The 23,259-nt window shown below is 55.1% G+C and carries 18 protein-coding genes and 1 riboswitch; of the genes, 5 read left to right on the forward strand and 13 right to left on the reverse strand.

The annotated features are described in order from the left end of the window. Positions 1–7 precede the first annotated feature (7 nt). Positions 8–886 carry an aminoglycoside phosphotransferase family protein gene (locus F7R27_RS01630; protein ID WP_151702472.1) on the reverse strand — a complete coding sequence of 293 codons (879 nt, stop codon included), beginning with the start codon at positions 884–886 and terminating at the stop codon, positions 8–10. A gap of 15 nt (positions 887–901) precedes the next feature. Further along, positions 902–1,034: riboswitch (TPP riboswitch) on the forward strand. A gap of 58 nt (positions 1,035–1,092) precedes the next feature. On the opposite strand from F7R27_RS01630, the gene thiB reads away from it, so the two are divergent. From thiB to F7R27_RS01650, 4 genes are read left to right on the forward strand one after another with little or no spacing between them, the layout of a single operon-like run. After that, a complete protein-coding gene (gene thiB, locus F7R27_RS01635; protein ID WP_151702473.1) occupies positions 1,093–2,091 on the forward strand; it encodes a thiamine ABC transporter substrate binding subunit in 999 nt (332 codons plus the stop codon). A 7-nt stretch (positions 2,092–2,098) separates the two neighbouring features. Continuing rightward, positions 2,099–3,709 (forward strand): ABC transporter permease subunit, encoded by a 1,611-nt coding sequence (locus F7R27_RS01640; RefSeq protein WP_151702474.1) that lies wholly within the window; start codon positions 2,099–2,101, stop codon positions 3,707–3,709. Further along, complete coding sequence (locus F7R27_RS01645) at positions 3,702–4,313, forward strand: ATP-binding cassette domain-containing protein (protein WP_151702475.1); 612 nt, start codon at positions 3,702–3,704, stop codon at positions 4,311–4,313. The genes F7R27_RS01640 and F7R27_RS01645 overlap by 8 nt, the downstream gene beginning before the upstream one ends. A 54-nt stretch (positions 4,314–4,367) precedes the next feature. Beyond that, entirely contained in the window at positions 4,368–4,550 is a 183-nt protein-coding gene (locus F7R27_RS01650) for a hypothetical protein (protein WP_151702476.1), read from the forward strand. A 10-nt stretch (positions 4,551–4,560) separates the two neighbouring features. On the opposite strand, the gene F7R27_RS01655 is transcribed toward F7R27_RS01650, so the two are convergent. The 10 genes from F7R27_RS01655 to F7R27_RS01700 all read right to left on the reverse strand — a co-directional run bounded on the left by F7R27_RS01655 (position 4,561) and on the right by F7R27_RS01700 (position 19,285). Continuing rightward, complete coding sequence (locus F7R27_RS01655; RefSeq protein ID WP_151702477.1) at positions 4,561–4,707, reverse strand: entericidin A/B family lipoprotein; 147 nt, start codon at positions 4,705–4,707, stop codon at positions 4,561–4,563. A 214-nt stretch (positions 4,708–4,921) separates the two neighbouring features. Next, positions 4,922–5,476 carry a magnesium transporter gene (locus F7R27_RS01660; RefSeq protein WP_151702478.1) on the reverse strand — a complete coding sequence of 185 codons (555 nt, stop codon included), beginning with the start codon at positions 5,474–5,476 and terminating at the stop codon, positions 4,922–4,924. 103 nt (positions 5,477–5,579) lie between these two features. Further along, a complete protein-coding gene (locus F7R27_RS01665) occupies positions 5,580–8,084 on the reverse strand; it encodes an EAL domain-containing protein (RefSeq protein ID WP_151702479.1) in 2,505 nt (834 codons plus the stop codon). A 179-nt stretch (positions 8,085–8,263) separates the two neighbouring features. After that, on the reverse strand, positions 8,264–9,127 hold the full coding sequence (locus F7R27_RS01670; RefSeq protein ID WP_151702480.1) for an ABC transporter permease: 864 nt from the start codon (positions 9,125–9,127) through the stop codon (positions 8,264–8,266). Beyond that, on the reverse strand, positions 9,124–9,954 hold the full coding sequence (locus tag F7R27_RS01675; RefSeq protein WP_206060339.1) for an ABC transporter permease: 831 nt from the start codon (positions 9,952–9,954) through the stop codon (positions 9,124–9,126). The genes F7R27_RS01670 and F7R27_RS01675 overlap by 4 nt, the downstream gene beginning before the upstream one ends. Before the next feature lie 118 nt (positions 9,955–10,072). After that, the gene (locus tag F7R27_RS01680; RefSeq protein ID WP_151702482.1) at positions 10,073–10,786 is read right to left on the reverse strand and encodes a transporter substrate-binding domain-containing protein; all 714 of its coding nucleotides are present in this window, start codon (positions 10,784–10,786) and stop codon (positions 10,073–10,075) included. Between the two features lie 37 nt (positions 10,787–10,823). Further along, positions 10,824–11,627 carry an ABC transporter ATP-binding protein gene (locus F7R27_RS01685; protein WP_151702483.1) on the reverse strand — a complete coding sequence of 268 codons (804 nt, stop codon included), beginning with the start codon at positions 11,625–11,627 and terminating at the stop codon, positions 10,824–10,826. A 93-nt stretch (positions 11,628–11,720) separates the two neighbouring features. Continuing rightward, positions 11,721–13,067, reverse strand: a complete 1,347-nt coding sequence (astB, locus tag F7R27_RS01690; RefSeq protein WP_151702484.1) for an N-succinylarginine dihydrolase — start codon at positions 13,065–13,067, stop codon at positions 11,721–11,723. Positions 13,068–13,176: 109 nt separating this feature from the next. Continuing rightward, the gene (astA, locus tag F7R27_RS01695) at positions 13,177–14,202 is read right to left on the reverse strand and encodes an arginine N-succinyltransferase (protein ID WP_151702485.1); all 1,026 of its coding nucleotides are present in this window, start codon (positions 14,200–14,202) and stop codon (positions 13,177–13,179) included. 265 nt (positions 14,203–14,467) lie between these two features. Next, positions 14,468–19,285: an NAD-glutamate dehydrogenase gene (locus F7R27_RS01700; protein WP_151702486.1), complete on the reverse strand. Its 4,818-nt coding sequence runs from the start codon at positions 19,283–19,285 to the stop codon at positions 14,468–14,470. A gap of 221 nt (positions 19,286–19,506) precedes the next feature. Between F7R27_RS01700 and F7R27_RS01705 the strand changes: the two genes are divergently transcribed. After that, the gene (locus F7R27_RS01705) at positions 19,507–20,541 is read left to right on the forward strand and encodes a GlxA family transcriptional regulator (RefSeq protein WP_240776169.1); all 1,035 of its coding nucleotides are present in this window, start codon (positions 19,507–19,509) and stop codon (positions 20,539–20,541) included. Between the two features lie 18 nt (positions 20,542–20,559). Here F7R27_RS01705 and alaC read toward each other — a convergent pair whose 3' ends face one another. Continuing rightward, complete coding sequence (gene alaC, locus F7R27_RS01710; RefSeq protein WP_151702487.1) at positions 20,560–21,780, reverse strand: alanine transaminase; 1,221 nt, start codon at positions 21,778–21,780, stop codon at positions 20,560–20,562. Between the two features lie 126 nt (positions 21,781–21,906). Continuing rightward, positions 21,907–23,238, reverse strand: a complete 1,332-nt coding sequence (locus F7R27_RS01715; protein ID WP_151702488.1) for an alpha/beta fold hydrolase — start codon at positions 23,236–23,238, stop codon at positions 21,907–21,909. Positions 23,239–23,259: the final 21 nt, after the last annotated feature.

Genomic DNA, 23,259 nt, shown 5'->3' on the forward strand with positions numbered 1-23,259 from the left:
TTCAGGATCATTCCCGGCTGGGCAGAGATAGATACCAGAGCTGATCAAATCTGGCTTTCCAGTGTCCCAGAGCTTTCCAGGGTTGTTTTGAAGTCAGGGGCGGGAGTGGATAGTGTACCAGCGCCACCTCCAGTTGCTGCTTTTCAGCAGGGGTCAGCGTCAGCATCTGATCCAGCATCACTGCATCCAGCCAGGGATTGCCGAGGGAGGCGAACTCCCAGTCGATCAGCGTACAGTGATCCTCAGTCAGTAACAGATTACCCGGGTGCAGGTCGTGATGGGTCAGGCAGACCTCTGCTGTCGGCCAGTCGGCACATTCATGTAGCAACGCTTCGCTGAGGGCGTTGATCTGTTCAACATTGAGCTCTTCAGCACTGAACTCGTTAGCACTGAAGACGTTTTGCCGCGCAAGCTGCGCGTACTGCTGAATCAGATCGGCGTAGCTACATGATGGCAAGTTACACAGTGGTAGCGCCTCGCGGATCTGCCAGCAATCGATCACGGCCTGCAGTATCAACGTGCGCTGTCGGTCGGTCAGAGTCATACCGTCTTGTTGCATGACCGTCATCGTCTTTCCAGGTGCTTCACGCATCAACAGGCCCTCACCGGGCAGGACGGCAATCAGCTCAGGTGCCCAGTGTTGCCCTTGAATCGCCTGCATCACAGCCATCTCACGCTCCCTGTACACGCCAGGGTTGGTTTGGCTGAACTGACGCCAGACATAATGGCCGGATGCTGTTGCGATCAGCCAGTGTGGATTGCCGGTGCCCATGCCAAGGAAGGTGATCTGCCCGGCATCAATGTAGTGCGTGGCAAGCAGCGCATCCAGCCCTGAGCAGAGGGCCGGTTGAGTCGAGGGTGTTGATTGATGCGAGTCCGGATACATTGGGATATACTGATTGCTGTCTTATCGGGGTGCCCTGCGGAAGGTGATTTCACCTTCATGGTCTTGTCATCAAGGCCCGGGCTGAGAGTGTACACCCGTTGAACCTGATCCAGTTAATGCTGGCGGAGGGAATGAGATAGCGGCGCTGTATCCAGCCGCTCTTGTCACCCGCCGTCGGCCCAGTTGCCTATGGCCGGTCGTCATCCATGAAAATCACATCTCGTAATCTTGCCTGTGCTGCGTTGGCAACTGTTCTGAGCAGCGCATCTGTATCTGCATCCGAACTGACCGTGTATACCTACAGCTCCTTCACCAGCAGTTGGGGGCCGGGTCCACAACTGAAAACCCTGTTTGAAGCCCAGTGCGGCTGCAGTCTGACGTATGTCAGCAGTGACGATGGTGTCAGTCTGCTCAACCGGGTGCGTCTGGAGGGCAGTAATACCCGGGCGGATTTGATCATGGGTATCGATGATGCACTGATGTCGCAGGCACGTGAACTGGGGCTGGTACAGCCGCACGGACTTGACCTGTCTGCCTGGCCGCTGCGTAGCGAGCTGGATTGGAAGGACGATACCTTCGTGCCTTTCGATTATGGCTATTTTGCGTTTATCTATGATGCCGAACGACTGACAGAGCCAGCGACCTCCTTTGCCGAACTGCTGACATCCGGTGCCAGCGTGATCTATCAGGATCCTCGCACCAGCACGCCGGGGCAGGGCTTGATGCTGTGGATCAACGCGGTACATGGTGAGCAGGCAGGCGAGGCCTGGCAGCAACTGGCTGCTCAGACTGTCACCGTCACCAAGGGCTGGTCGGAAGCCTACAGCATGTTCCTCAAGGGCGAATCGGATTATGTCCTGAGCTATACCACCTCGCCCGCGTATCATCTGGTGGCAGAAGAGGAGAGCCGCTATCGGGCAGCTGAGTTCAGCGACGGCCATGTGGCTCAGATCGAAGTGGCGGCGCTGTCTGCCCATGCGCAGCAGGTTGAGCTGGCGCAGCAGTTCCTGCAGTTTTTGTTGAGTGAAGAGGCGCAGTCAGTGATCCCTGTCACCAACTGGATGCTGCCGGTACGTGATGATATCGAGCTGCCGGATGCCTTCGATACGCTGATTCAGCCGACCCGTATCGGTTTCAGCCCCGAAGTGATTCAGCAGTCCCGACCGGACTGGATTCGTGAGTGGCGGAACGCGGTCAGCCAATGATTCGATCATGAGCCGCCCTGTACTGATTAACCTGCCAACTAACCGGACCGGGCTGTGGTTCTGGTTCTGGCAGCGCTGGCCGATAATGCTGCCGGGTGCGCTGGCACTGTTGCTGATGCTGGGTATCAGCGTCATGGCCTTTGTTGCACTGGCTGGCTGGGGCGATGCCGGTGTTGATACGACACTGTTACAGGAGCCCTGGTTCTGGCGGGTACTGCAGTTTTCGATCTGGCAGGCGCTGCTCAGCGCACTTCTGTCAGTGCTGTTGGCGTTACCAGTGGCGCGAGCGCTGGCGCTGGATCAGCGACTGCCGGGAAAAAGCTGGTTTCTGCGCTGGTGCCTGCTCTGTTTCGTGATGCCGAGTCTGGTGCTGATCACGGGGCTGGTGGCACTGTTCGGGCGCTCCGGTTTGCTTACCCCGCTACTGCCTGATGGCTGGAATCTCTATGGCCTGAGTGGCATTTTGCTGGCTCATGTGTTTCTGAACCTGCCTTTTGCGCTGCGTGTGTTTACTTTTCAGTGGCAGAGCATTCCGCAGGGTGCCTGGAAAATGTCGGCGCAACTGGGGTTGAGCGGCTGGCAACGTTTTCGGCTGGTCGAGTTGCCAGCACTGCGTGCCGTGGTACCGGCCGTTACGGGCTTTGTTTTCCTGCTCTGCTTCAACAGTTTTGCAGTGGTGCTGGCGTTGGGTGGCGGGCCGCGTGCGACCACGCTGGAAGTGGCTATCTTTCAGGCACTTAAATATGACTTCAACCCGCCTGAAGCGTTGTTTCTGGCCTGGACCCAACTGCTGGTCGCCGGTGGATTGTATCTCATGTTCAGTCGCTGGGGTGGTTTGCAGTGGTTGACGCCTCTGCAACCGGATAGTGGCTGGCGACCACATCTGAGTCGTGCGGGGCGTATTGGTGGTGGATTCGCTTATCTGTTGTGCGTGCTTTTCCTGTCGCTTCCTGTGCTGGTGCTGATTCCGACGGCGCTGCAGGCCAACCTTTCGGCGGTTCCCTGGCAGGAGATGCTACAGGTGAGTCTGCGCTCGGTGATCCTGGCGATCAGTGCCGCCTGTCTGGCGCTGCTGCTGGCACTGGCTGTACTCTCCTGGTGGCGACGTTTCGCCAGTCCGACACTGCGCCGACTGATCGAAACCGCGGCACTGCATCATCTGGTGATTCCCGGTATGGTGCTGTCGGTGGGTGTCTATGTCATGCTGATGCCCTGGCTCAACTGGCAGGAGTGGGGCTGGCTTGCCATTATCCTGCTCAATGCATTGGTGGCACTGCCGTTTGTTTTCCAGCAGCTCAAACCTCGGGTGTTCGAGTATGATGCCAATTACCGACCGCTGCTGGCTGATCTGGGATTGGGTGCCTGGCCGCACTGGAAACTGGTGTATGGCCCTTTTCTGAAGCCGGTGCTGCAGCGGGTGTTTGCGATCAGTTTTGTGTTGGCACTGGGTGATTTTGCTATCTTCGGTATCTTTGGCAATGATGAGTGGCGCACCCTGCCCTGGATGATCTATACCCTGTCGGGCTCCTATCGTCTGGCAGAAGCCGCACTGGCCTCCCTGTTGTTGCTGATGCTGGCACTTGTCGCCTTGAGACTACTGGAACGCAACCATGCTTGAAGTCCGATCTCTGCAACTGTCGCGTGGCGCCTTGAGCTGGCAGTATGACTTTACGTTACAACCTGCTCAGATGCTGGCGTTGATGGGGCCCAGTGGCACGGGTAAAAGCAGTCTACTGGAGTGTCTTGGCGGTTTTGTACCGGCTGATGCCGGTCAGATTCTGCTGCAGGGAGAGCCTATCCAGCATCTGCCGGCTGAACAGCGGCCTGTCTCCACACTGTTTCAACAGCATAATCTGTTTGAACATATCAGTGTGGCGCATAATCTGCGGTTGGGTTTCAATCAGGGGCGTCCCAGTCATGAGCAGTGGAGCAGGGTGGAAGCTGCCTGCGAGCACCTTGGTATCCGTGAGCTGCTGGATCGGCTGCCTTCAGCCTTGTCTGGTGGTCAGCGCCAGCGCGTGGCACTGATCCGAACCGTTCTGCGAGAGCAGCCCGTGATTTTGCTGGACGAACCCTTCAGCGCACTGGATGATGATACTCGCCTGCTGGCCGGGCAATGGGTCCGTGCTGAGGTCAGCCGCACTGGCAAGCATCTGCTGTTCGTGACACATATGCAGGCAGATGCCGATAGCTGGGCCGATCAGGTGATCACCATCAGCTGAGTTGGTGGCGATCAATTTTTGACAATGATACGAAATAACAGATAAGGGTACTCAATGAAAACAGGTCAGTGGATCGGTGCCATCATCGCGGTCATTATCTTCCAGCTTATTGCACCCTATTTTTTCGATCTGTCAGAAGGCTTCAACATTCTGCGCACGCTTATGTCAATTGTGGCAGCTGTAATGGGTGCGATGGTGGGTAGCTTTGTCGCTGAATCAATCAGTAGCAGGAAGTGACGCTCGGGGATCACTTCTGCCCGATCCGTTCAATTGCCTGGCCTCCTTTCTGGATATCCTTGCCCAGTCCTTCCATGGTGTTACAGCCAGCGATACCGAGTGGAAGAGTCAAAAGCAGTAACAGCAAGGCACGTTTCAGAGGAGAAATTTTTTCCATCTACAGACTCCTGAATCAGTGTTCAGACGGTTATACAGTGTGAGATCAGGATCGGATTATAGCACTGATAATTCTGCAGGGTAGCGTCAGGCACAACATGGCTCTCAAAGCTGTTGCTCTGTTTTCAGACGGGGAGATGTAGAGAGAGATTGGAGAGATTGGGGTCAGAGTCAAGGACTCTGACCCCAATCTCTTGACCCCTCTCTTCAATCTCTCAAACGGTTCGTTTGAACTGGTGCCAGGCTTTCTGCAAGCCGATCAACCAGGCTGGAGAAGCCTGGCCCGTTCCGGCCATTTCCAGCCCCGGGTGATGTCTGACCACCTCATCCAGTATTGGCTCCTGTGCCTGATTCACATCCACAAAGAATACATGTTGACCGGCTTCCAGTTTCTCTCTGAACGGCTTGAAGTCGACATTTTCTTTCTGGATACCCACGAAACCACCTTCCCAGACACAGAAGGCAAATAGAATTGCCGCCAGGAAGATAAAGGGCATCCAGCCGACACCGGATTCGGCCCAGCCATTGAGATAGGTGGTGCCGATGACCAGCACGGCAAGTGTCAGGCCGATCAGGGCGCCGATTTTACCGGAATGAGCAACATCCTGTTTCATCATCGCAGAAACTGCGGGTAGATGGTGCTCTTCGACATCACGTTCATGATCACTCAGTACATGAATCTGTTCCAGGCTGATGCCCTGCGATTCGAGCTCATGCTCCAACGACTCCAGATCATCCAGATTGTCACTGACATAGTAGTGTCTGTTCATATATCACCTCGCAACACAAAGGTTGGAGTGGGTTGCCGGACTGCATGTCAGGGCAGTCACTGCAGGTAGTTGATCTCTTAATGTCTGGTTAAATTGTAACCAGTTAAAGTATAGCATTAGAATCTATTTCAGCCTGCTCCTGTAAAAGGTGCAGATACTCATCCGGTGGTATGGGACGGTAGAGATAGAATCCCTGTCCGGAATGGCAGCCCCAGGATCTGAGCAGATCGAGTTGTTCCTGGGTTTCAATCCCTTCGGCGGTGGCATGGGTGTCCAGATCCCTGCTCAGATGGATCAGGCAGCGGCATAGTGTCTGATGGGTTTCGTTGGTTGTCAGATCAGACACAAAGAGCCGGTCAATTTTGATCTCTTCAGGTGCAAGGCGATTGATATTCTGCATTGAGCTGTAGCCAGCGCCGAAATCATCAATGGACAGGCTGAAACCAGCGGATCTGAGCAGGTCGGCATTTTCTGCAGCCAGGCCTTTATCGCTGATTGCTGTGGTCTCGGTAATTTCCAGGACAATACAACGAGGGGAGATATCATACTCTCTGCATAATTCAATCAAACCGTAAGCAAAGTTCTGCTGCAGCAGGTCGCGCGCAGAAATATTGATGGCGAGTGTTGTGCCGTGCAATTCGTCGGCATGTGTTTTCATCCAGCTCAGCACCATATGCAGTACCAGTTGTGTCAGCTTGAAAATCAGCCCGACATGTTCAGCCAGCGGGATAAAATCGGCGGGAGATATCCTTCCCAGAGTCGGGTGCTTCCAGCGCAGCAGTATTTCACCGCTTCTGATTTGTCCACTGGCCAACTCCACCTTGGGCTGAATCATGAAGTGGAAACCCTTGCTGCTTATCGCTTTGCTCATTTCGGCCACCAGCATCAGTTGCCTGTGCTGATGCAGCTGCAGATCCTGCTGATACTGACTCCACAAATGGTTGGAGCGCCAGTTGGACCGGGCGGCCAGTTGAGCATGCTGATAGAGGGTGGTCATGTCCATCTCATTCAGACAGCCCGACGCAACGCCTATGGCGAAGAGTTGTTGAAATTCGATCTGGTGCAGTTGAATTGGACGGCTTAATACCGGTTCAAGTCGTTCAATGATCTCTTGCGGGCTGCTGATCTGATGGCACAGGAAAATCAGATTATCCTGATCCATATCGATGACACGGGACTGGCTCAGATTGGGCAGGCGGTGCTTGATGACACAAGGCTCGGATTCGAGTGCCTGATTGACTCGCCTGGCCAGCGTGGCTGTGGCTTTCACTGCACTAGATGGGCCGACCGCCTCACTGAGTTCTGTGATGCCAGACAGGTGGATCAGAACCAAGTGTACCGACAGATCCGGCAGTTCACGATGATGGTGGTTACGCAGGTGGTTGAGGAAGTAGTTGCGATTGGGCAGGCCTGAGTCTGGATTGGTCATCAACTGCTGATTTTTCTCCGTTTCCAGATGTCGGGCACGCAGTGCAAGGCTGAAGGAAAAGCACAAGAGTTCAATGACAGTGCTGATCAGCAGGGCGTGCTCGGTAAAGCTGTTGAATGGCAGTTGGTTGCGAAACGTCATGCCGCCTATTGCGGCACCCACGATGAAAAAAGACCAGGCGATCAGATACAGGGCCGCGGGCGTAAAGCCTCTGCGCAGGATAGTGATCCCCCAGTAGATGCTGCAGATTGAGACAATACCTTGCAGAATCGAGAATGGGGTGGCGTAGTAGTATTCAGGAAGGATCAGGCTGATCAGTACCGCTGTAGCAAAAGCCAGGTCTGCGTGGCGGCGGTAGCGCCACCAGCGGGGCAGGCGAGTGCGGATCTGCAGAAACTGCAGGCTGAAGTGAAAAATACTCCAGGCAGAGAGTGTGTAGAGGGTCAGAATGATTGACCCAAGAAATTGGTTGAACGCCATGGGCCACAGCCAAGGCCCGAATCCCTGTGTCACGCCCAGGCTGAGAAACACCGTCAGATGAAACAGTATGTAATAGCCATAGGCGGGATAGCGAAAAAGCAGAAAAATTACCGTGTTATGGATCAGGAGTATCAACAGGGCGCCTACGGCAGCTGCCCAGATCTTGAAGCTGTGCTCGGTCAGTCGATCGAATTGCTGTTGGCTCATCAAGCGCAGTGGCAGCAGCAGAGGGCCGTCGCTGGCTTTTCGGATCAGGACCAGATTTTCGGCATCTGGTAGCAGGTCGATAGGAAACCAGATGCTGGCATAGGCCTCTTCCGGGGTCCATATCTGGGTATCACCGCGTATCCAGTGGCGGATCGTTTGGCCATCCTGGATCAGGTAGAAGTCCAGTTCATCTATCATGATGTTGCTGAGACGCAGTATCAGCTCTGTGGGTGCTTCTACCGGAGCAAACTCGATTTTGTGCCAGTAAGCCTGATCGGAGAGATCGCTGGCCCGGTGAAAATGGTGGGTGCTGAAATCAAGTACCTGCAGTGCCTGTTCGGGTGAGAGGCGCTCTGGTCCTTCGATTGCTGTCAGTAACGGCTCAGAGATGTAGTGGGATGAGCCGGTAAAACCGGCGGGCACAGTGTAGGCTCCGATATCTCCGGATAACAGTGAGAATAACAGCACTCCAGTGCGAATGAGCAGGCGCAAGAGCTAACTTCCCATGCTGGCGTTTGCGACAGAAGGTCCTGCACACAGTATAGTGCCTTTTTCTAATACTGCCGGTCAGGGGATGATGAAGTGGAAAGCGAATGGACAGTGAAGTGTCAAGCGAGGTGACCGAGCCTGCCAGCCTTAAGACTGGCAGGCTCGGTATTTGCGTTCACGACTCAGCGCAGTGATGGCACCGCATTGCGGCGATAGAAGCGTGTACTCAGTTTCATCTTGATCCGCTGCTCGCGCGCCAGGTGGCGGTTGAGGTGATTGTTGATCTTGCCGAAGATCATGATCAGGATCAGCGTGAACAGAATGAAGTAGGCCCCAGCGATCGGATAGGGAATAAACGGGTTGAAGGTCTGGTCCGCAAAGTAGCGGGCATAGTAGAGGGCATCTCCCTTTTGCTGCCATGCCGGGAAGCCGGAGAAGAACACCAGTGTGGTGGCATGGAACAGAAAGATCGCTTCATTGGTATAAGATGGCCAGGCGAGGCGCATCATGGTCGGCCAGACGATCTTTCTGAAACGGGAAAAACCACTCATACCATAGGCATCCGCAGCTTCCAGATCACCCCTGGGAACAGAGCGCAATGCACCATAGAAGATCTCGGCCGAGTAGGCTGAGGTATTCAGGAACAGTACGATCAGAGCGCCGGCAGCTGCTCTGGTGAGCCAGCGGGTTTCTGCGGTGATCTGTACAAACAGCAGGTCTATCTCGATACCTGCCCGTGGCAGCAGCACAAAGGCTTCATAGGCGAGAAAGAACTGGATGAACAGCGGGGAACCACGGAATACGAAGATAAACCCCGTTGCTGGTGCCCGCAGGAGCCTGTTCTTGCTGTTCTTTGCCAGCGCCAATGCTGTGGCGAGGAAGAAGCCCAGCGTCAGTGCCAGAACGGCAAAGTAGATGTTCCATATCATGCCACTGCCGATCAGTACTATCTGATCACACAGAGTGATATCGCCACGCGGCAGCAGGCGGGGACCATGACCCAGCGAGCGCAGACCGTATTCAGAAAGTGTTTGCAGGCAGCTCATGCTTTAGCCTCCAGATGTTGTTGGCCCGCTTGAGTAGCCTGTCCACGCGCAAATCGGGTGCTCAGACGACGGAACACTTTTTCACTGCCCCAGGTCATCAGCAGGTAGAACACCAGCAGGACCATGAAGTACCACAAGCGCCAGTCACCATGCGGGTACTCGTAGCGGCTGGTTTTGCTGCCGCCGAGTTCGCGTGCCCAGTAGACGACATCCTGTACGCCGAGCAGGAACAGCAGAGGTGTGGCCTTTATCAGGATCTGCCAGAGGTTGGACAGACCAGGCAGCGCATAACTCCACATCTGGGGTACCAGTATGCGCCAGAATACCTGGCGGCGAGTCATGCCATAGGCATGGCCGGTTTCCAGTTGATTGGCCGGCACCGCACGCATCGCACCATCAATGGTATTGGCAACAAAGGCGCCGAACACAAAGGCAAAGGCAACGGTTGCCAGTGCGAAACCATAGGTTTGGTGTACCCATTGATCAGCACTTCCCAGCGGGAATTTGGCAGCTGCGCACACCACAAAATCATTGCCCTGCCGGATAGGCTCCGTGACATCAGGACACTTGATCTTGTGGCGCACATATTCGATACCCTGTCCCAGTGCGATAGGTACGAACATGAAGAAAATGATATCGGGAATGCCCCGGACCATACTGGTATAGATGGAGCCGATCCAGCGTACCACAGCGACTTGGGAGCGTTTCGCCATGGCTCCAAGGAATCCGAGCAGCAGTGCAGCGGGAGCTGTCAGTGCCAGCAGCGCAAGCACTATGCCGAAGCTCCAGTAGAACATTGAATGCTTGACAGTGGTCAGATAACACATGAACCACTGGGTCCCTTCCAGAAGTGAGGGATCAGAACAGAACTCAAACAAAACAGTCACCCTATGCGATGTGGGAGGCTCAGCGAGCCTCCCGGGTAGTCAGAGCGTCAGGCTGTGATCAGTTAAACCACTTGTCCAGCATCACCTGGAGTTCGCCGTTATCTTCCAGCTCCTTGATGGCTGCATCAAACGCTTCGCGCAGCTCATTGTCACTCTGCCTCAGGCCCATACCGACGCCATCAGCAATATCCAGCGGCTCGCCGACAAACACCAGGCGACCACCGCTCTCGTTGATCACGTCTGACAGGTAGGCTGAGTTGGCCAGCGCGGCATCGACTTCACCGTTACGGACCGCAGCAACCATATCTTCCGGTGTAGGAAACTCAACCAGCGTGGCAGGTGTGTCAGCCAGGTAGCTGGACTGAATGGTGTTGGACTGTGCAGCAACGACGCCGGTCATGACCGACTCATCCGCACCTTCCAGAGCCAGGAAGGAGCTTGGGTCACCTGGCTTGTAGCGCTGGGTGAAGGAGATCATCTCCTTGCGGGCGTCGGTGATGCTCATGCCCGCCATGATCGCATCGTAGTTACCTGCGACCAGGTTGGGGATGATGGTATCCCAGTCATTGGTGACCCAGGTGCAGTTGAAGCCTGTCATTTCGCACAGACGATCTCCCAGCTCACGCTCAAAACCATCCACCTGACCATTGTCATTGATGAAGTTATATGGAGGGTAGGCACCTTCAGTACCTATGCGAACGGTGCGCTCCTGCGCCATAGCCGTGCCACTGGCACATACTGCCAGCGCGAGTCCGATAATCAGTTTTTTCATTGTTGTTCTCCTGGTTGATAACACGTGTTTCACAGTTTCAGTCCGCTGAAGAGGCACTTAGAAAACCCCTCAGGCGTTCACTTTTAGGGTTGTTTAACACTTCGGCAGGTGGGCCCTGCTCTTCGATTAATCCCTGGTGCAGAAATATCACATGGTCAGCAACATCGCGAGCCAGATTCATGTCATGGGTGACGATGATCATGGTACGACCCTCTGCTGCCAATGCCTTGATAACACGAATAACCTCCTGTTCCAGCTCCGGGTCCAGCGCGCTGGTCGGTTCGTCGAACAGCATGGCGGTGGGCTCCATCGCCAGTGCACGGGCAATCGCGGCACGCTGCTGCTGTCCGCCAGACAGCTGGGATGGGTAGGCGTGACTCTTGTCACCGATACCGACCTTATCCAGCAGCGCCTGACCAAGTTTTTCAGCTGCGGGGCGCTCCTGTCCCAGCACCGTGACCGGCGCTTCGATCACATTCTGCAGAATGCTCATGTGTGACCAGAGGTTGAATTGCTGAAAGACCATCGACAGCTTGGTGCGAAAGCGAATGACCTGTTTCGGATCAGCTGGCTGACGATCGCTGTCGTTGCCTTTCCAGAGGACATGCTCCCCTTCAAACTGGATATCACCCTGCTGTGGTATTTCAAGCAGGTTGGCACAGCGAAGCAGAGTACTTTTTCCAGAACCGGAAGAACCGATCAGACAGATCACGTCCCCTTTGCGGGCGACAAGATCAACGCCTTTGATCACTTCCAGATTGCCGTAACGCTTATGGATACCAGTCATCGAGATAACGACGGGCTTGGTATCGGGATAGGCGGTTGCATCTTGTGTTTGCATAACTGTCCTACTCTTGTCGCTGTAGTCCTGGATAATGACCCAGCGCAGTTCTTATTGTTCAGCTGGCAGAAGCGGATTCTGCCAGCTAAAGGTTTAACGCTGGAACGGGTAGACCGGTCCCAGATTCAGTATCTGAGTCAGCTCATCCAATGCTGTGCGGGATTCGAGCAGCAATTGCGGATCAGCCAGGTCCTTTTCTTCGAGATAGTCACGGTAGTGCTGATCTATCCAATCGTTCAGTTTACTAAAAAGTTGATCATTCATCAGCGTATGTGGGTTCGTTGCTTTTCGCTCCTCTTCGGTCAGTACGACTCGAAGACGCAAACAAGCAGGGCCGCCGCCGTTGAACATACTCTGTCTGAGATCGAAAATCTTCAGCTCATCGATCCCCTGTTTGCTCTCCAGCAGCTCGTTGAGATAGTTCCAGACAGAGACTGTCTGACGACTTTCTTCCGGTATAACCAACAGGTTACGGCCATCAGGCATGGTCAGCAGTTGACTGTTGAACATATAGGATTTTACCGCATCCGTCACGGAGACTTTTTCAGTCGGTACCTCAATAACACTGAAGTTACCATGCATTGCTCGTGCCAGGTCCTGTTTTACCTGCTCCTGATTCAGATAGGCCTGTTCGTGACAGAACAGCATGTTGCGGTTGCCCACACCAATCACATCGTTATGGAAAACGCCTTGATCAATCAGGTCAGGATTTTGCTGTGCATAAATGACCTTGTTGGGTGACAGCTTGTGCTTTCGAGCGATCGCCTGTGATGCTTCAAAGGTCTGACGGGCAGGATAGCGCACTGGTTTGGGGCGACTCTCATCAAACGCATAACGGCCAAAGACAAAGAACTCGACACCCGGATCTCCATACTCCTGACAGAAGCGTGTGTGGTTGGCTGCACCCTCATCACCGAACTGCTCGGCACCAGGAAGTGCGGAGTGGTGGACAAAGTGTCGAGCGCTGTTGAATGTTGCTGCCAGAATGCGGCCGGTGGTCTCATGCTCAATCGAACGATGGAACTTGTTGGTCAGGTTGGCAGGTGTGAAATGCACCCGTCCATCCATGGTATCGGCACTGGGAGAGACAGTTGCGGCGTTGGCCGTCCACATACTGGATGCCGAACAGCAGGCAGCCAGTAGGCGCGGTGAGTACTCGCGCGCCTGAAACAGCACCGCCGAATCACTGCCGCTGAAGCCAAGACGACGCAGGGTGTGAATGTCCGGGCGCTCCTGAGGTGCCAGCACGCCCTGAATCAGCCCTGCATCATGCAGCGCCTTCATCTTCACCAGACCCTGCTTTGCTGCCTGTCTGGGGTTGGATGGTTTGGCCTGATTCTTACTGGACGCCAGATTGCCTGAGGACAAACCACTGTAGTTGTGAGTCGGCCCAACCAAGCCATCAAAGTTGGCTTCAAGCGCTTTAGCAGGATTTTGCATGTTCGTATCTCTTGTTATTATGATGGCCGAAATATACTGCTGATGGCCACCGGCTACTTATGTGTTGTTTGCGTATATATTGTTACCGTACAAGTTGTTACGGTTTTTTCTACACACCCAGATCGTCAGCATCCAACTGGATCAGGCGCAGGGTATCGCCATTACTGACTTGCAACCTGTCTGCCACCTCCATTGAAATGACAGGATTATCAGCATTGCCACGCATGATCAGACAGCGGTAGTTCTGCAGAAGATTGTTGCTGACCATCAGCCAGTCATCCCCTCCGGCCTCGCCAATCGCAACCGTGATGTTACGACTTTGCCAGATGGTTCGGATGTTATCTGTGCGTACCTCAAGTGTCGGGCCTGCATCAAAAATATCGACATAGCCACGGTACTCAAAACCCTCGTCCTCAAGCAGATCCATGACATGCTCTATGTCGGGACGAGGCTGGCCGAGAGCTTTCTGAGCCTCTTCACTCAAAAGCGGAACATAAACCGGGTAGTGTGGCATCAGTTCGGCAATAAAGGTTTTGCGGTTGATGCCGCTGAGATAATCGGCCTTGGCCAGATCCATTCTGAAGAAGTGACGCCCGACCGCTTCCCAGAAGGGAGATCTGCCATGCTCATCAATCAGCCCCTGCAGCTCGGCGACCGTGCGGCGTGAGAAACGCTTCATGTGTTCGGCCATGAACAGCATGCGGGCACGGGAAAGGAGGTGGCTGTTGAACGCGGTGTTCTGCTCCGGCTCCAGAAAACGGGTACACAGACGGCTGGTGCCATTGTAATCCTGACACAGATTCAGAGAGGGAATCCGGTTGTGAATCTGCAGTTCGCTGGAGGCGTGTATCACCTCGTCGATGCGGTAACTGTAGAAGGGCGTATCCAGTCCGATACAGGACTCAATGCCGCTGATGCCGATGAGATGGCCGGTGGTCGTATCTTCCAGCACGAAGTGATAGGACTCGTCATGTGGATGAGTCACTTTCCTGTTCAGGGAGTTCTGGGTAGTACCAATCAATCGCGCCAGATGTTCTCGGTTGGCGGGCAGTGTGGTAATTCCGCCGCCTGACTTGGCGGATAACTGTTCCAGTGCTGGCAGATCCGGAAAATCAACCGGTCTAATAATCAGCATAGGTGCTCTCTCCGTTATATTTATACTCTGCTTCTTCGGCTGAGGATCTATTTGTGAGCAGGTCTGCGACATTATTGACCATTGTGGCGTTTGCCGACAGAGCAAAAGTGTTACTGATGCGACGTGGATTTTTAACTATCAGACATGGGGCTTCATGAATGCTTTCAGAGGTGCTCATAAGGGGCTGCCACGACACTGATCCAGAGGAGTCAGTATCGTGGCAGGTTTTGACGAGAGTCCAGCCAGAAGCGTCTGGCCAGAAGGATCAGGCCAGGTGGAGCTGATGGATACTGCCGAGCTTGCGCACCACGATGGACAGCATCGCCAGATCCGGTCGATCGTTGCTGCGTACCTCGGTAAACGTCTGCTGCAGAATGCGCAGCTCCTTGTCGTACTGTGCTTGCCACAGTGACAAACGCTCCGTCAGCGGCAGATCGGCATCCGTATCCTGCAGAATGCTGGTGCAGGCCTGCAACTGGCCACGGTCGACCTCAAAGGCGAGAGCCGCTCGGGCCTTGCGTTGCCAGAGATCCTCTTCCGGCAGCTTGGCAATAAACTGGCGAAGGGGCTGCAGATGCAGCTCTTGCTCCAGTGCAAAATAGAGGCGCGCGGTATCTTCGCTGCTCTGATTCTGCTCCTGTGCCAATTCGACAATATCCAACCCGGAATACAGGTGCGGCAGACTTGCCAGGCGTAGTGCCAGTGATTCGGGAACTCCACCGGCCTGCAGCTCTGCCACTGCTACTTCTATCACCTCACGTCCGCTGTCATGCATCAGTTCAGGCAGGGCGCTCGGCAGCTCTGACTGCAATTGATGATAGCGCTCGACCAACTGAGCAATGCTGAGATTGCCCGGAGTGCGGCGCACCAGCCACAGGGCGGAGCGCTCCACCAGGTCCTGAATCCGTGTCAGTTGAGTACGGAACAGTTGATCATCAACGGTCTCTTCCAGAGCTTCCAGCTCCTGCCAGAGGCTGTTCAGATTGAAGATCTGACTCAGCGCGAAAAACGCCCGTACAGCATTTAGAGCGGAGCAGTTGGTTTCCGACTGCAGGTAGCTGACAAAAGTCGATCCCATACGGTTGCAGACCAGGTTGGTCAGGTGGGTGGCCATCAGCTCAGCGCGCAGAGGATGCTGCTGGATCTGCTGCGGGTAGAGGCTGCGAATCACGGCCGGAAAATAGTCCGGCAGCAGTTGGGCCAGATCCTGATCTTCGCCGATGCCTTCGGCGATCAACTGATCAGACAGCCAGAGCTTGCTGTACGCCATCAGCACAGCAATCTCAGGGCGGCTCAGCCCGCTGTTGCTGCGCGCCAGATCATCCAGATGCTCTTCACTGGGCAGGTGCTCCAGCTTGCGGTTCAAGCGGCCTGCGCGCTCCAGCATATGGATAAGACGACGATGATCGTTCAGGCGCTGAGGTGCCTGCCAGGCACACAGACTGAGAATCTGGCTCTGCTGAAAGTTGTGCTTCAATACCAGTGTGGCTATCTCATCCGTCATGCTTGCCAGCAGCTTGTTACGGTCGGCTTCGCTGAGTCGGCCACTGGCCACTTCCTGGCTCAGCAGTATCTTCAGGTTCACCTCATGGTCTGATGAGTCCACACCTCCGGCATTATCGATCGCATCTGTGTTGATCAGACCACCCTTACGGGCAAACTCGATTCGCGCTTTCTGCGTCAGGCCCAGGTTGCCTCCTTCGCCGACCACCTTGACGCGCAGTTCAGCACCATCCACACGCAGGCCATCATTCGCACGATCGCCGACATCGGCATGGGTTTCGGTACTGGCTTTGGCATAGGTACCGATGCCACCGTTCCACAGCAGATCGACCGGAGCCAACAGCAGACGATGAATCAGCTCGGTCGGGGCCAGACGTTTTTCGCTGATACCGAGCGCTTCACGCGCCTGATCGCTCAGTTCGATGAACTTGGCACTGCGACGATAGATACCGCCCCCTTTTGAAATCAGGGTCGCGTCATAATCTTCCCAGCTTGAGCGCGGGAGTTTAAACAGGCGTTGGCGCTCCTGGAAGCTGCTGGCCGCATCCGGATTGGGATCGATGAAGATATGCATATGATTGAAGGCTGCCAGCAGGCGGATATGCGGTGACAGCAGCATGCCGTTGCCGAACACGTCGCCAGCCATATCGCCGATACCGATCACGGTGAAGTCTTCACGCTGGCTGTTGCGGTTCTGCTCACGAAACAAACGCTTGACCGATTCCCAGGCACCGCGTGCCGTAATCCCCATCTGTTTGTGATCGTAGCCATTGCTGCCACCCGAGGCGAAGGCATCATCCAGCCAGAAGTCATACTCGCGAGAGATGCTGTTGGCGATATCCGAGAAGGTGGCCGTGCCCTTGTCGGCTGCCACGACCAGATAAGGGTCGGGCTCGTCATGACAGACCACATCCTTCGGCGCAACCGGCTGGTTGTCCTTCAGATTATCGGTCAGATCCAGCAGGCCGCGGATGAAGGTTTTGTAGCAGTTGACCACTTCTGCCTGCACTGCGTTGCGATCACTGCTGTCAGGCAGTTGTTTGGGCACGAACCCGCCTTTGGCACCGACAGGTACGATAACGGCATTCTTGACCATCTGTGCTTTCACCAACCCCAGTACCTCGGTACGGAAATCCTCGCGGCGATCCGACCATCGCAGCCCGCCTCGGGCGACTGGCCCTGCACGCAGGTGCACGCCCTCGACGCGTGGCGAATAGACAAAGATCTCGAAGGCTGGGCGTGGTTCGGGCGCTGCCGTGATGGCACGGGTATTGAATTTGAACGACAGGCGGTCACGCGCCTGATCAAGGCTCTGATAATAGCTGGTGCGCAGCATCGCCTGGATCACCTCCAGGTAGTGCCGCAGGATTCGATCCTCATCCAGATTATCCACGGCTTCCAGCGCGTCGTTGATCTCGCTGGTGATGCTGGCTTGCAGCGTATCGCGATCACCCTTCAGCATGGGATCAAAGCGTGCCGCAAACAGGGCGATCAGCTGTCGGCACAGTTGTGGATTGCGTGACAGCGCCTGTTCGATATAGTGCTGACTGAACGGCAGGCTGAGCTGCAGCAGATACTTGCACAGCGCACGCATCAGTTCCACTTCGCGATAGCTGATACCCGCTTTCAGGATCAACTGATGGAAACGGTCGTTTTCCAGTTCGCCGACATAGGTGCGAATAAAGCTCTCCTGGAACTGCTGGCGCATTTGTGCAGAGCTGAGATCCGGGTTATCGGCACTATCGAGGCTGAAGTCGATGATCCAGAAGGCGCGGCCGTCATCCAGGTCAATATCATAGGGGGAGGCACTGAGTACGCGCACTCCAAGATGCTCCAGAATCGGCAGAACATCAGACAGAGCGATACTCTGGCCCTGGCCGAGCACCTTGAAGCGAATTGTGTCGTCATCACTGCTGCGTGGATAGAGCTGCGTGGTCAGCGGAGCGTTCATCTGCTCCAGTGTGCAGATATCGCGCACGGCTTCGCTGGCACTGATCTCCTCCTGATAGGCTGTGGGCATGGCATTACCGAATCGGGTCAGCAGGCGGTTGGCCTCAGACTCGTCCAGCTCCTGCAGCATGGCATGGTGCAGTTTATCCTGCCAGGAGAGCATTGCATCATTGATCTGCTGCTTCAGCTTCTTCACATCGGGGTTGATCAGATGCGCCTTACGACAATGTATGGTGAACTCGATCAGTGCCAAGGGCTGCTCGCTCAGGCGCACACCGAACTCTACGCTGTAGGCATTGAACTCCTCCTTGAGAATCTCCAGTACCCGAAGGCGCAGATTGGTATTGTAGCGATCACGCGGCACCAGCATCAGCACGTCTATGAAGCGACCATAGGTGTCCGGGCGCAGAAACAGCCCCAGTTGGCGGCGCTCGAAGCTGCGCTGCATGCCGAAAATGGCATCCCTGAACTGCTCATAGCTGGCCTGAAGGATCTCGTCACGCGGGTAGGTGTTGAGCAGATGGCGCAACACCTTGTAACCATGGTTATCCGAAGGCAGTCCGGAATCGGCAAGGACGCGCTGCACACGCTGGCTGATCAGCGGAATAGTCGACAGGGGTGCGTCGTGGGCCTTGCTCGAGTAGAGGCCGAAGAAGCGCCATTCGCCGATGATCTTGCCCTGGTCATTGACCTTTTTCACACCCACATAGTCCAGGTGTGCATGCTGCTGCACAGTCGAGCGAGTGGTGGACTTGGTCAGAACCAGTATATCCGGCTGCTCGATCAGACGGCTCATATACTCATCCAGCCGGATTTCGCGCTGGCTCTCGGAGATCGGGTCGCGGAAGCAGCCCAGACCACTACCTTCGAGATAGTTCAGGTGATAAGTGTGATCCGGTTTCAGTGACACATCATAATAGCGCGAGCCGATCAGCAGGAAGTTTTCCTGTCCCAGCCAGCGCAGGAAACGCACGGTTTCTTCCAGATCCGACGTCTGATAGCCTGAGGCATGTGTTGTGCACCATTCGGCAGCTTCTTCCAGCCGCGCCAGCATCGGTTTCCAGTCCTCGACCGCAGAGCGGACATCGTTAAGTACCGTGCGCAGGCTGTCTGCGACAGCGTCCAGTTGCTCCGGGCTGATCTGGCGATCTATTTCCAGCCGCAAGAGTGCTTCGGGTGTGCCTTTGGCACCGGATCCTGTGGCGTGAAGCGTCTTCAGGGTTCCTTTCTTGTCTCGCTCTATCAGAAAAACCGGGTAGGCCTGGCGATGAACGCGGATATTCTGTCTGGCCAGGTCGGCGAGCACGCTGGCGATGATGAAAGGCATATCCTCCATGATGATCTCTACCAGCGTGTGCTCGATATGCCAGCCGCTCTTGGCGGGGTCAGGGTTGAACACGCGGATCAGTGTTTCGCCCTGCTGGCGCTTCTGCGCACACTCCCAGACTGACATCAGGGCACAGTACTGATCGGTTGGACTCACTGGCTGATCATCATCGATCTCATTACTCTGAAAAAAAGCGTTTTGCAGCAGCTCAAGCTGTCTTGCGACGGCTTCCGAGTGACATTCACTGATGAGTTGATGAAGAGGGGGAGTAGGCTGATTTTTTTGTACAGACTTTCTGTCCATTTGAAGATCCGGTTTATTGTTATTGCGGGAGAACGGTAGAATTATTATTAGTGATATTGATCTGACGTGACAGATGACGAATTTTGACAATGCGACGCCGACTTTAAACAGCATAGCATCCGTACTCACCAGTGACACGAATCTACTTCGATTATGTGCTCCTGAGGTCTATTATAAAGAGCAATACAGTCGCATAACTCCAACTACAAGGCGATCAGGCGTTGAGTGATCAACTGCAAATAACGGCACAGGTGCATCAGGCTCAAAGATATGGCTTTCTGCTGGTACCCGACTTTTCGCTGATCGGCTTTTCCAGCGCCGTAGAAGCCCTGCATATGGCGAACCGTCTGGTGGCACAGACTCTCTACGAGGTCGTGTTGATCGGCGCTGAGTCGAGTGCAGTGCAAAGCAGTTGTGGTGTAGAGATCAAAACCGAGTGCGGTTATGAAGATGTCGGGCAGCTGGATGCCTTGATTCTTTGTGGTCCGGCCAGTGCCCAGCGTGCTGAATTTGCCGATCTGATTGCCAGACTCAAACGTCTGCAGCGCAATACCCGTCTGCTCGGTGGAATCGGTACCGGTACTTATCTGCTGGCCTGTGCCGGGTTGCTTGACGGCTATCGTGCCACGACCCATTGGCTGGATCTGCCGGACTTCAGGCAGGAGTTCCCATTGATTGAGGCCACAGGTACGCTGTTCGAGATAGACCGGGATCGTCTGACCTGCAGTGGCGGTACCGCAGCGATGGATATGCTGCTGTTTCTGATCGGGCGTGAGCATGGCATTGAGCTGGCTTCCGCCATATCCGAGCAGTTTGTATGTGAGCGCATCCGTGCCAGTGATGATCCGCAGCGGGTGCCGCTCAAGGTACGTCTGGGGACTCAGCAGCCGAATCTGACCGAGGCGGTTATGCTGATGGAGGCGAACATTGAGGAGCCACTGAGTATTGATGATCTGGCGAGCCTTATCGGGGTGTCGCGTCGTCACCTGGAGAGGTTGTTCAAACAGCATCTTCAGGCGATGCCATCGCAATACTATCTGGAGTTGAGGCTGGAGAAAGCGCGTCAGCAGTTACGCAGTTCCAGCCATCCGATTCTGCAGGTGGGTTTGATGTGTGGTTTCTCCAGTGCATCCTACTTCAGTACCAGCTATCGCAACCACTTCGGGATTACACCGCGTCAGGAAAGGCGGCAGGCACAGCTGGCAGAGGGTCTGCTGGATCTGCAGAGCAGCTTCGGACGCTCATCGCCGCAGTGATGAGCTGTCAGGAGTTGATCAGCGCACCGTTGCTTTCGCCGGCAGCAGGCCATCGGCACGGAACATCGCCTTGATGCCGCGCAGTGCCTGACGAATTCGGTCCTGATTTTCGATCAGTGCAAAGCGCACATGATCATCGCCGTAATCGCCGAAGCCTATGCCGGGCGATACAGATACCTTGGCATCCGCCAGCAGCTTCTTGGCAAACTCCAGCGAGCCCAGATGGGCATATTGCTCAGGGATTTTTGCCCAGACATACATGGATGCCTTGGGATTTTCGACCATCCAGCCCAGCTCATGCATCCCTTTCACCAGTACATCGCGGCGCTTCTGATAGTTGCCGACAATCTCGTTGACGCACTGCTGATCCCCCTCCAGTGCTGCTATCGCAGCCACCTGCAGCGGTGTGAAGGTACCATAGTCGTGATAGCTCTTGATCCGCGCCAGCGCATTTACCAGCTCGGGGTTGCCGACCATGAAACCGATACGCCAGCCCGCCATGTTGTAGCTTTTGGACAGAGTGAAAAACTCCACTGCGACATCCTTCGCGCCCGGTACCTGCATGATCGACGGAGCTTTCCAGCCATCGTAGACAATATCGGCATAGGCCAGATCGTGCACCACCAGAATGTCGTGCTCTTTTGCCAGTGCAATGACGCGCTCGAAAAAGTCCAACTCGACACACTGCGCGGTTGGGTTGGAGGGAAAGCCCAGAATCATCATCTTCGGTTTCGGGATGCTCTCCTTGATCGCGCGCTCCAACTCAGCAAAAAAATCCATGCCCGGAATCAGTGGCACTGAGCGCACCTGCGCACCGGCAATCACGGCACCATAAATATGGATCGGATAGCTGGGGTTTGGTACCAGCACACCATCACCACGATCCAGCGTGGCCAGCATCAGGTGTGCGAGTCCCTCTTTGGAACCGATGGTGACAATCGCCTCGGACTCGGGATCAATCGACACATCGTAACGCTCCTTATACCAGTGGCTGATCGCGCGCCGCAGGCGGGGTATGCCACGTGAAGTGGAGTAGCCGTGTGTATCGGGGCGTTGGGCAACTGTGCAGAGCTTCTCGACGATATGCGGCGGCGTGGCACCATCGGGATTACCCATGCTGAGATCGATAATATCTTCACCGCGACGTCGCGCGGCCATCTTCAGTTCAGCAGTGATATTGAAAACATAGGGGGGCAAGCGCTCAATGCGCTCAAAACGACGCTTGAATTCGTGACTCATGATGATCTCTTAACGTAAGCGCCCGGAACCGTCCGAGCGACGCCGGCTGCCCGTGCAGCCTGACGTTAAGATATGCTCACGCAGCTTGTTTGTCGAGAGGTTGTTCGAAAAACAGTGGCTGTGAGATCAGGCCACCTGGTCAAGCTCGTCAATAAAGGTGCGAACCAGTTGCACGAAGGCGGCGGGGTCCTCCAATGGCAGCATATGTCCGACATCAGGGATCACTCTGGCATGCACCCCGTGAATTGCATCGCTCGCGGCGTCGAATACAGCCCTGAACAGAGGGCGTGTCTTCTCGCCACGTAACAGTGCAACCGGTATGCGCAGCTGGTTCAGTTGCTCGGTTGTGATGGCTGGCGGTTCCGTCTGTGTCATCTGCAGTGCAAGACTGTGCGCGTTTTCAAGCTGATGTACCCGCAATGACTCATCCTGCTCCTCAAAGTAACCCTCACGTCCACCAGAAGCGTCCATCATCAGGCGCGCTGCCTTCTCCAGATGATTCTGCGCCACGATTGGGAATATCGGACCAAACATCTCTTCGGCGTCACTCATGAAGCACTGCATCTGATCCTCATTCAGATAGGCCGGACAGCCAGGTTCATAGAGGAACAGACTGCGGACCAGGTGCGGCGCCTGAATTGCCAGTGCGAGTGCGACATCGGCACCATAGGACCAGGCGACCAGATGCACAGGGCCCTGATCCGCCGTTTCGATCAGACTGCGCAGATCCTGCATGTGTGTCGTGATACCAAACGGATAGTCATCATTCACAACCGCCGCGCGCTTGCCGAAATAGCGCTGAGTGAAGGAGATCGCTTTGTAGCCATCTGCCAGGAAAGCACTGTGCTTCTCCCAGATGCGATGGTCGGCCAGTGCGCCATGCACCAGAAGAACAGGCGCGCCATCGCCCTGAATGAAATACTCCATGTCACGCTCATTGATACGTGCGCTGCATTTCTGAATGCCAGGAGCGCTCAGTTCCAGGTGCAGCAGTGGGAAGGGATTACCCATCATATCCAGCGGTGAACGACCAATGATGCGAAAGCCCATCTTCAGATAAAACTCGAGCGCTTGCGGATTCTGTTCATTCACATCAAGAATGGTTGCACCCATCTCTGAGATGGCATGCTGCAGCAGGCGACGCCCTATCCCCTTGCCGCGGCTCTCGGGTGAGATGAAAAGCATCTCTATGCGATTGCCGGAGACACCGACAAAACCGAGGATGTGGCCATCTGCATCCCGATAGGCGCGCAGCACCACTGAGGCCAGATAATCATTGAGAACGCGCGGTCTCAGGCTACTGATATCCTCTTCGCTGAGAAAATGATGGGTAGCCCGCACTGACTCTTCCCACACGGCAGTGAGCAGTTCGTATTCATCTTCGGTGACGCTGCAGATAGTACCTGTATCAGTCAGCTGGCCTGAGGGGGCTTTGGCTGACGGTGTGGAGCTTTTCATATCGCATACTGCCTGATGGCC

The sequence above is a fragment of the Nitrincola alkalilacustris genome (assembly GCF_008973755.1).
Classification (GTDB): domain Bacteria; phylum Pseudomonadota; class Gammaproteobacteria; order Pseudomonadales; family Balneatricaceae; genus Nitrincola; species Nitrincola alkalilacustris.

Bases quoted from the DNA above. Each gene is read 5' to 3' on its own strand.
- astB (WP_151702484.1), bottom strand. From the start codon at position 13,067: ATGCAAAATCCTGCTAAAGCGCTTGAAGCCAACTTTGATGGCTTGGTT.
- F7R27_RS01670 (WP_151702480.1), bottom strand. From the start codon at position 9,127: ATGAGCTGCCTGCAAACACTTTCTGAATACGGTCTGCGCTCGCTGGGT.
- F7R27_RS01685 (WP_151702483.1), bottom strand. From the start codon at position 11,627: ATGCAAACACAAGATGCAACCGCCTATCCCGATACCAAGCCCGTCGTT.
- F7R27_RS01715 (WP_151702488.1), bottom strand. From the start codon at position 23,238: ATGAAAAGCTCCACACCGTCAGCCAAAGCCCCCTCAGGCCAGCTGACT.
- F7R27_RS01700 (WP_151702486.1), bottom strand. From the start codon at position 19,285: ATGGACAGAAAGTCTGTACAAAAAAATCAGCCTACTCCCCCTCTTCAT.
- F7R27_RS01645 (WP_151702475.1), top strand. From the start codon at position 3,702: ATGCTTGAAGTCCGATCTCTGCAACTGTCGCGTGGCGCCTTGAGCTGG.
- alaC (WP_151702487.1), bottom strand. From the start codon at position 21,780: ATGAGTCACGAATTCAAGCGTCGTTTTGAGCGCATTGAGCGCTTGCCC.
- F7R27_RS01655 (WP_151702477.1), bottom strand. From the start codon at position 4,707: ATGGAAAAAATTTCTCCTCTGAAACGTGCCTTGCTGTTACTGCTTTTG.
- F7R27_RS01660 (WP_151702478.1), bottom strand. From the start codon at position 5,476: ATGAACAGACACTACTATGTCAGTGACAATCTGGATGATCTGGAGTCG.
- F7R27_RS01675 (WP_206060339.1), bottom strand. From the start codon at position 9,954: ATGTGTTATCTGACCACTGTCAAGCATTCAATGTTCTACTGGAGCTTC.
- astA (WP_151702485.1), bottom strand. From the start codon at position 14,202: ATGCTGATTATTAGACCGGTTGATTTTCCGGATCTGCCAGCACTGGAA.
- thiB (WP_151702473.1), top strand. From the start codon at position 1,093: ATGAAAATCACATCTCGTAATCTTGCCTGTGCTGCGTTGGCAACTGTT.
- F7R27_RS01680 (WP_151702482.1), bottom strand. From the start codon at position 10,786: ATGAAAAAACTGATTATCGGACTCGCGCTGGCAGTATGTGCCAGTGGC.
- F7R27_RS01630 (WP_151702472.1), bottom strand. From the start codon at position 886: ATGTATCCGGACTCGCATCAATCAACACCCTCGACTCAACCGGCCCTC.
- F7R27_RS01640 (WP_151702474.1), top strand. From the start codon at position 2,099: ATGAGCCGCCCTGTACTGATTAACCTGCCAACTAACCGGACCGGGCTG.
- F7R27_RS01650 (WP_151702476.1), top strand. From the start codon at position 4,368: ATGAAAACAGGTCAGTGGATCGGTGCCATCATCGCGGTCATTATCTTC.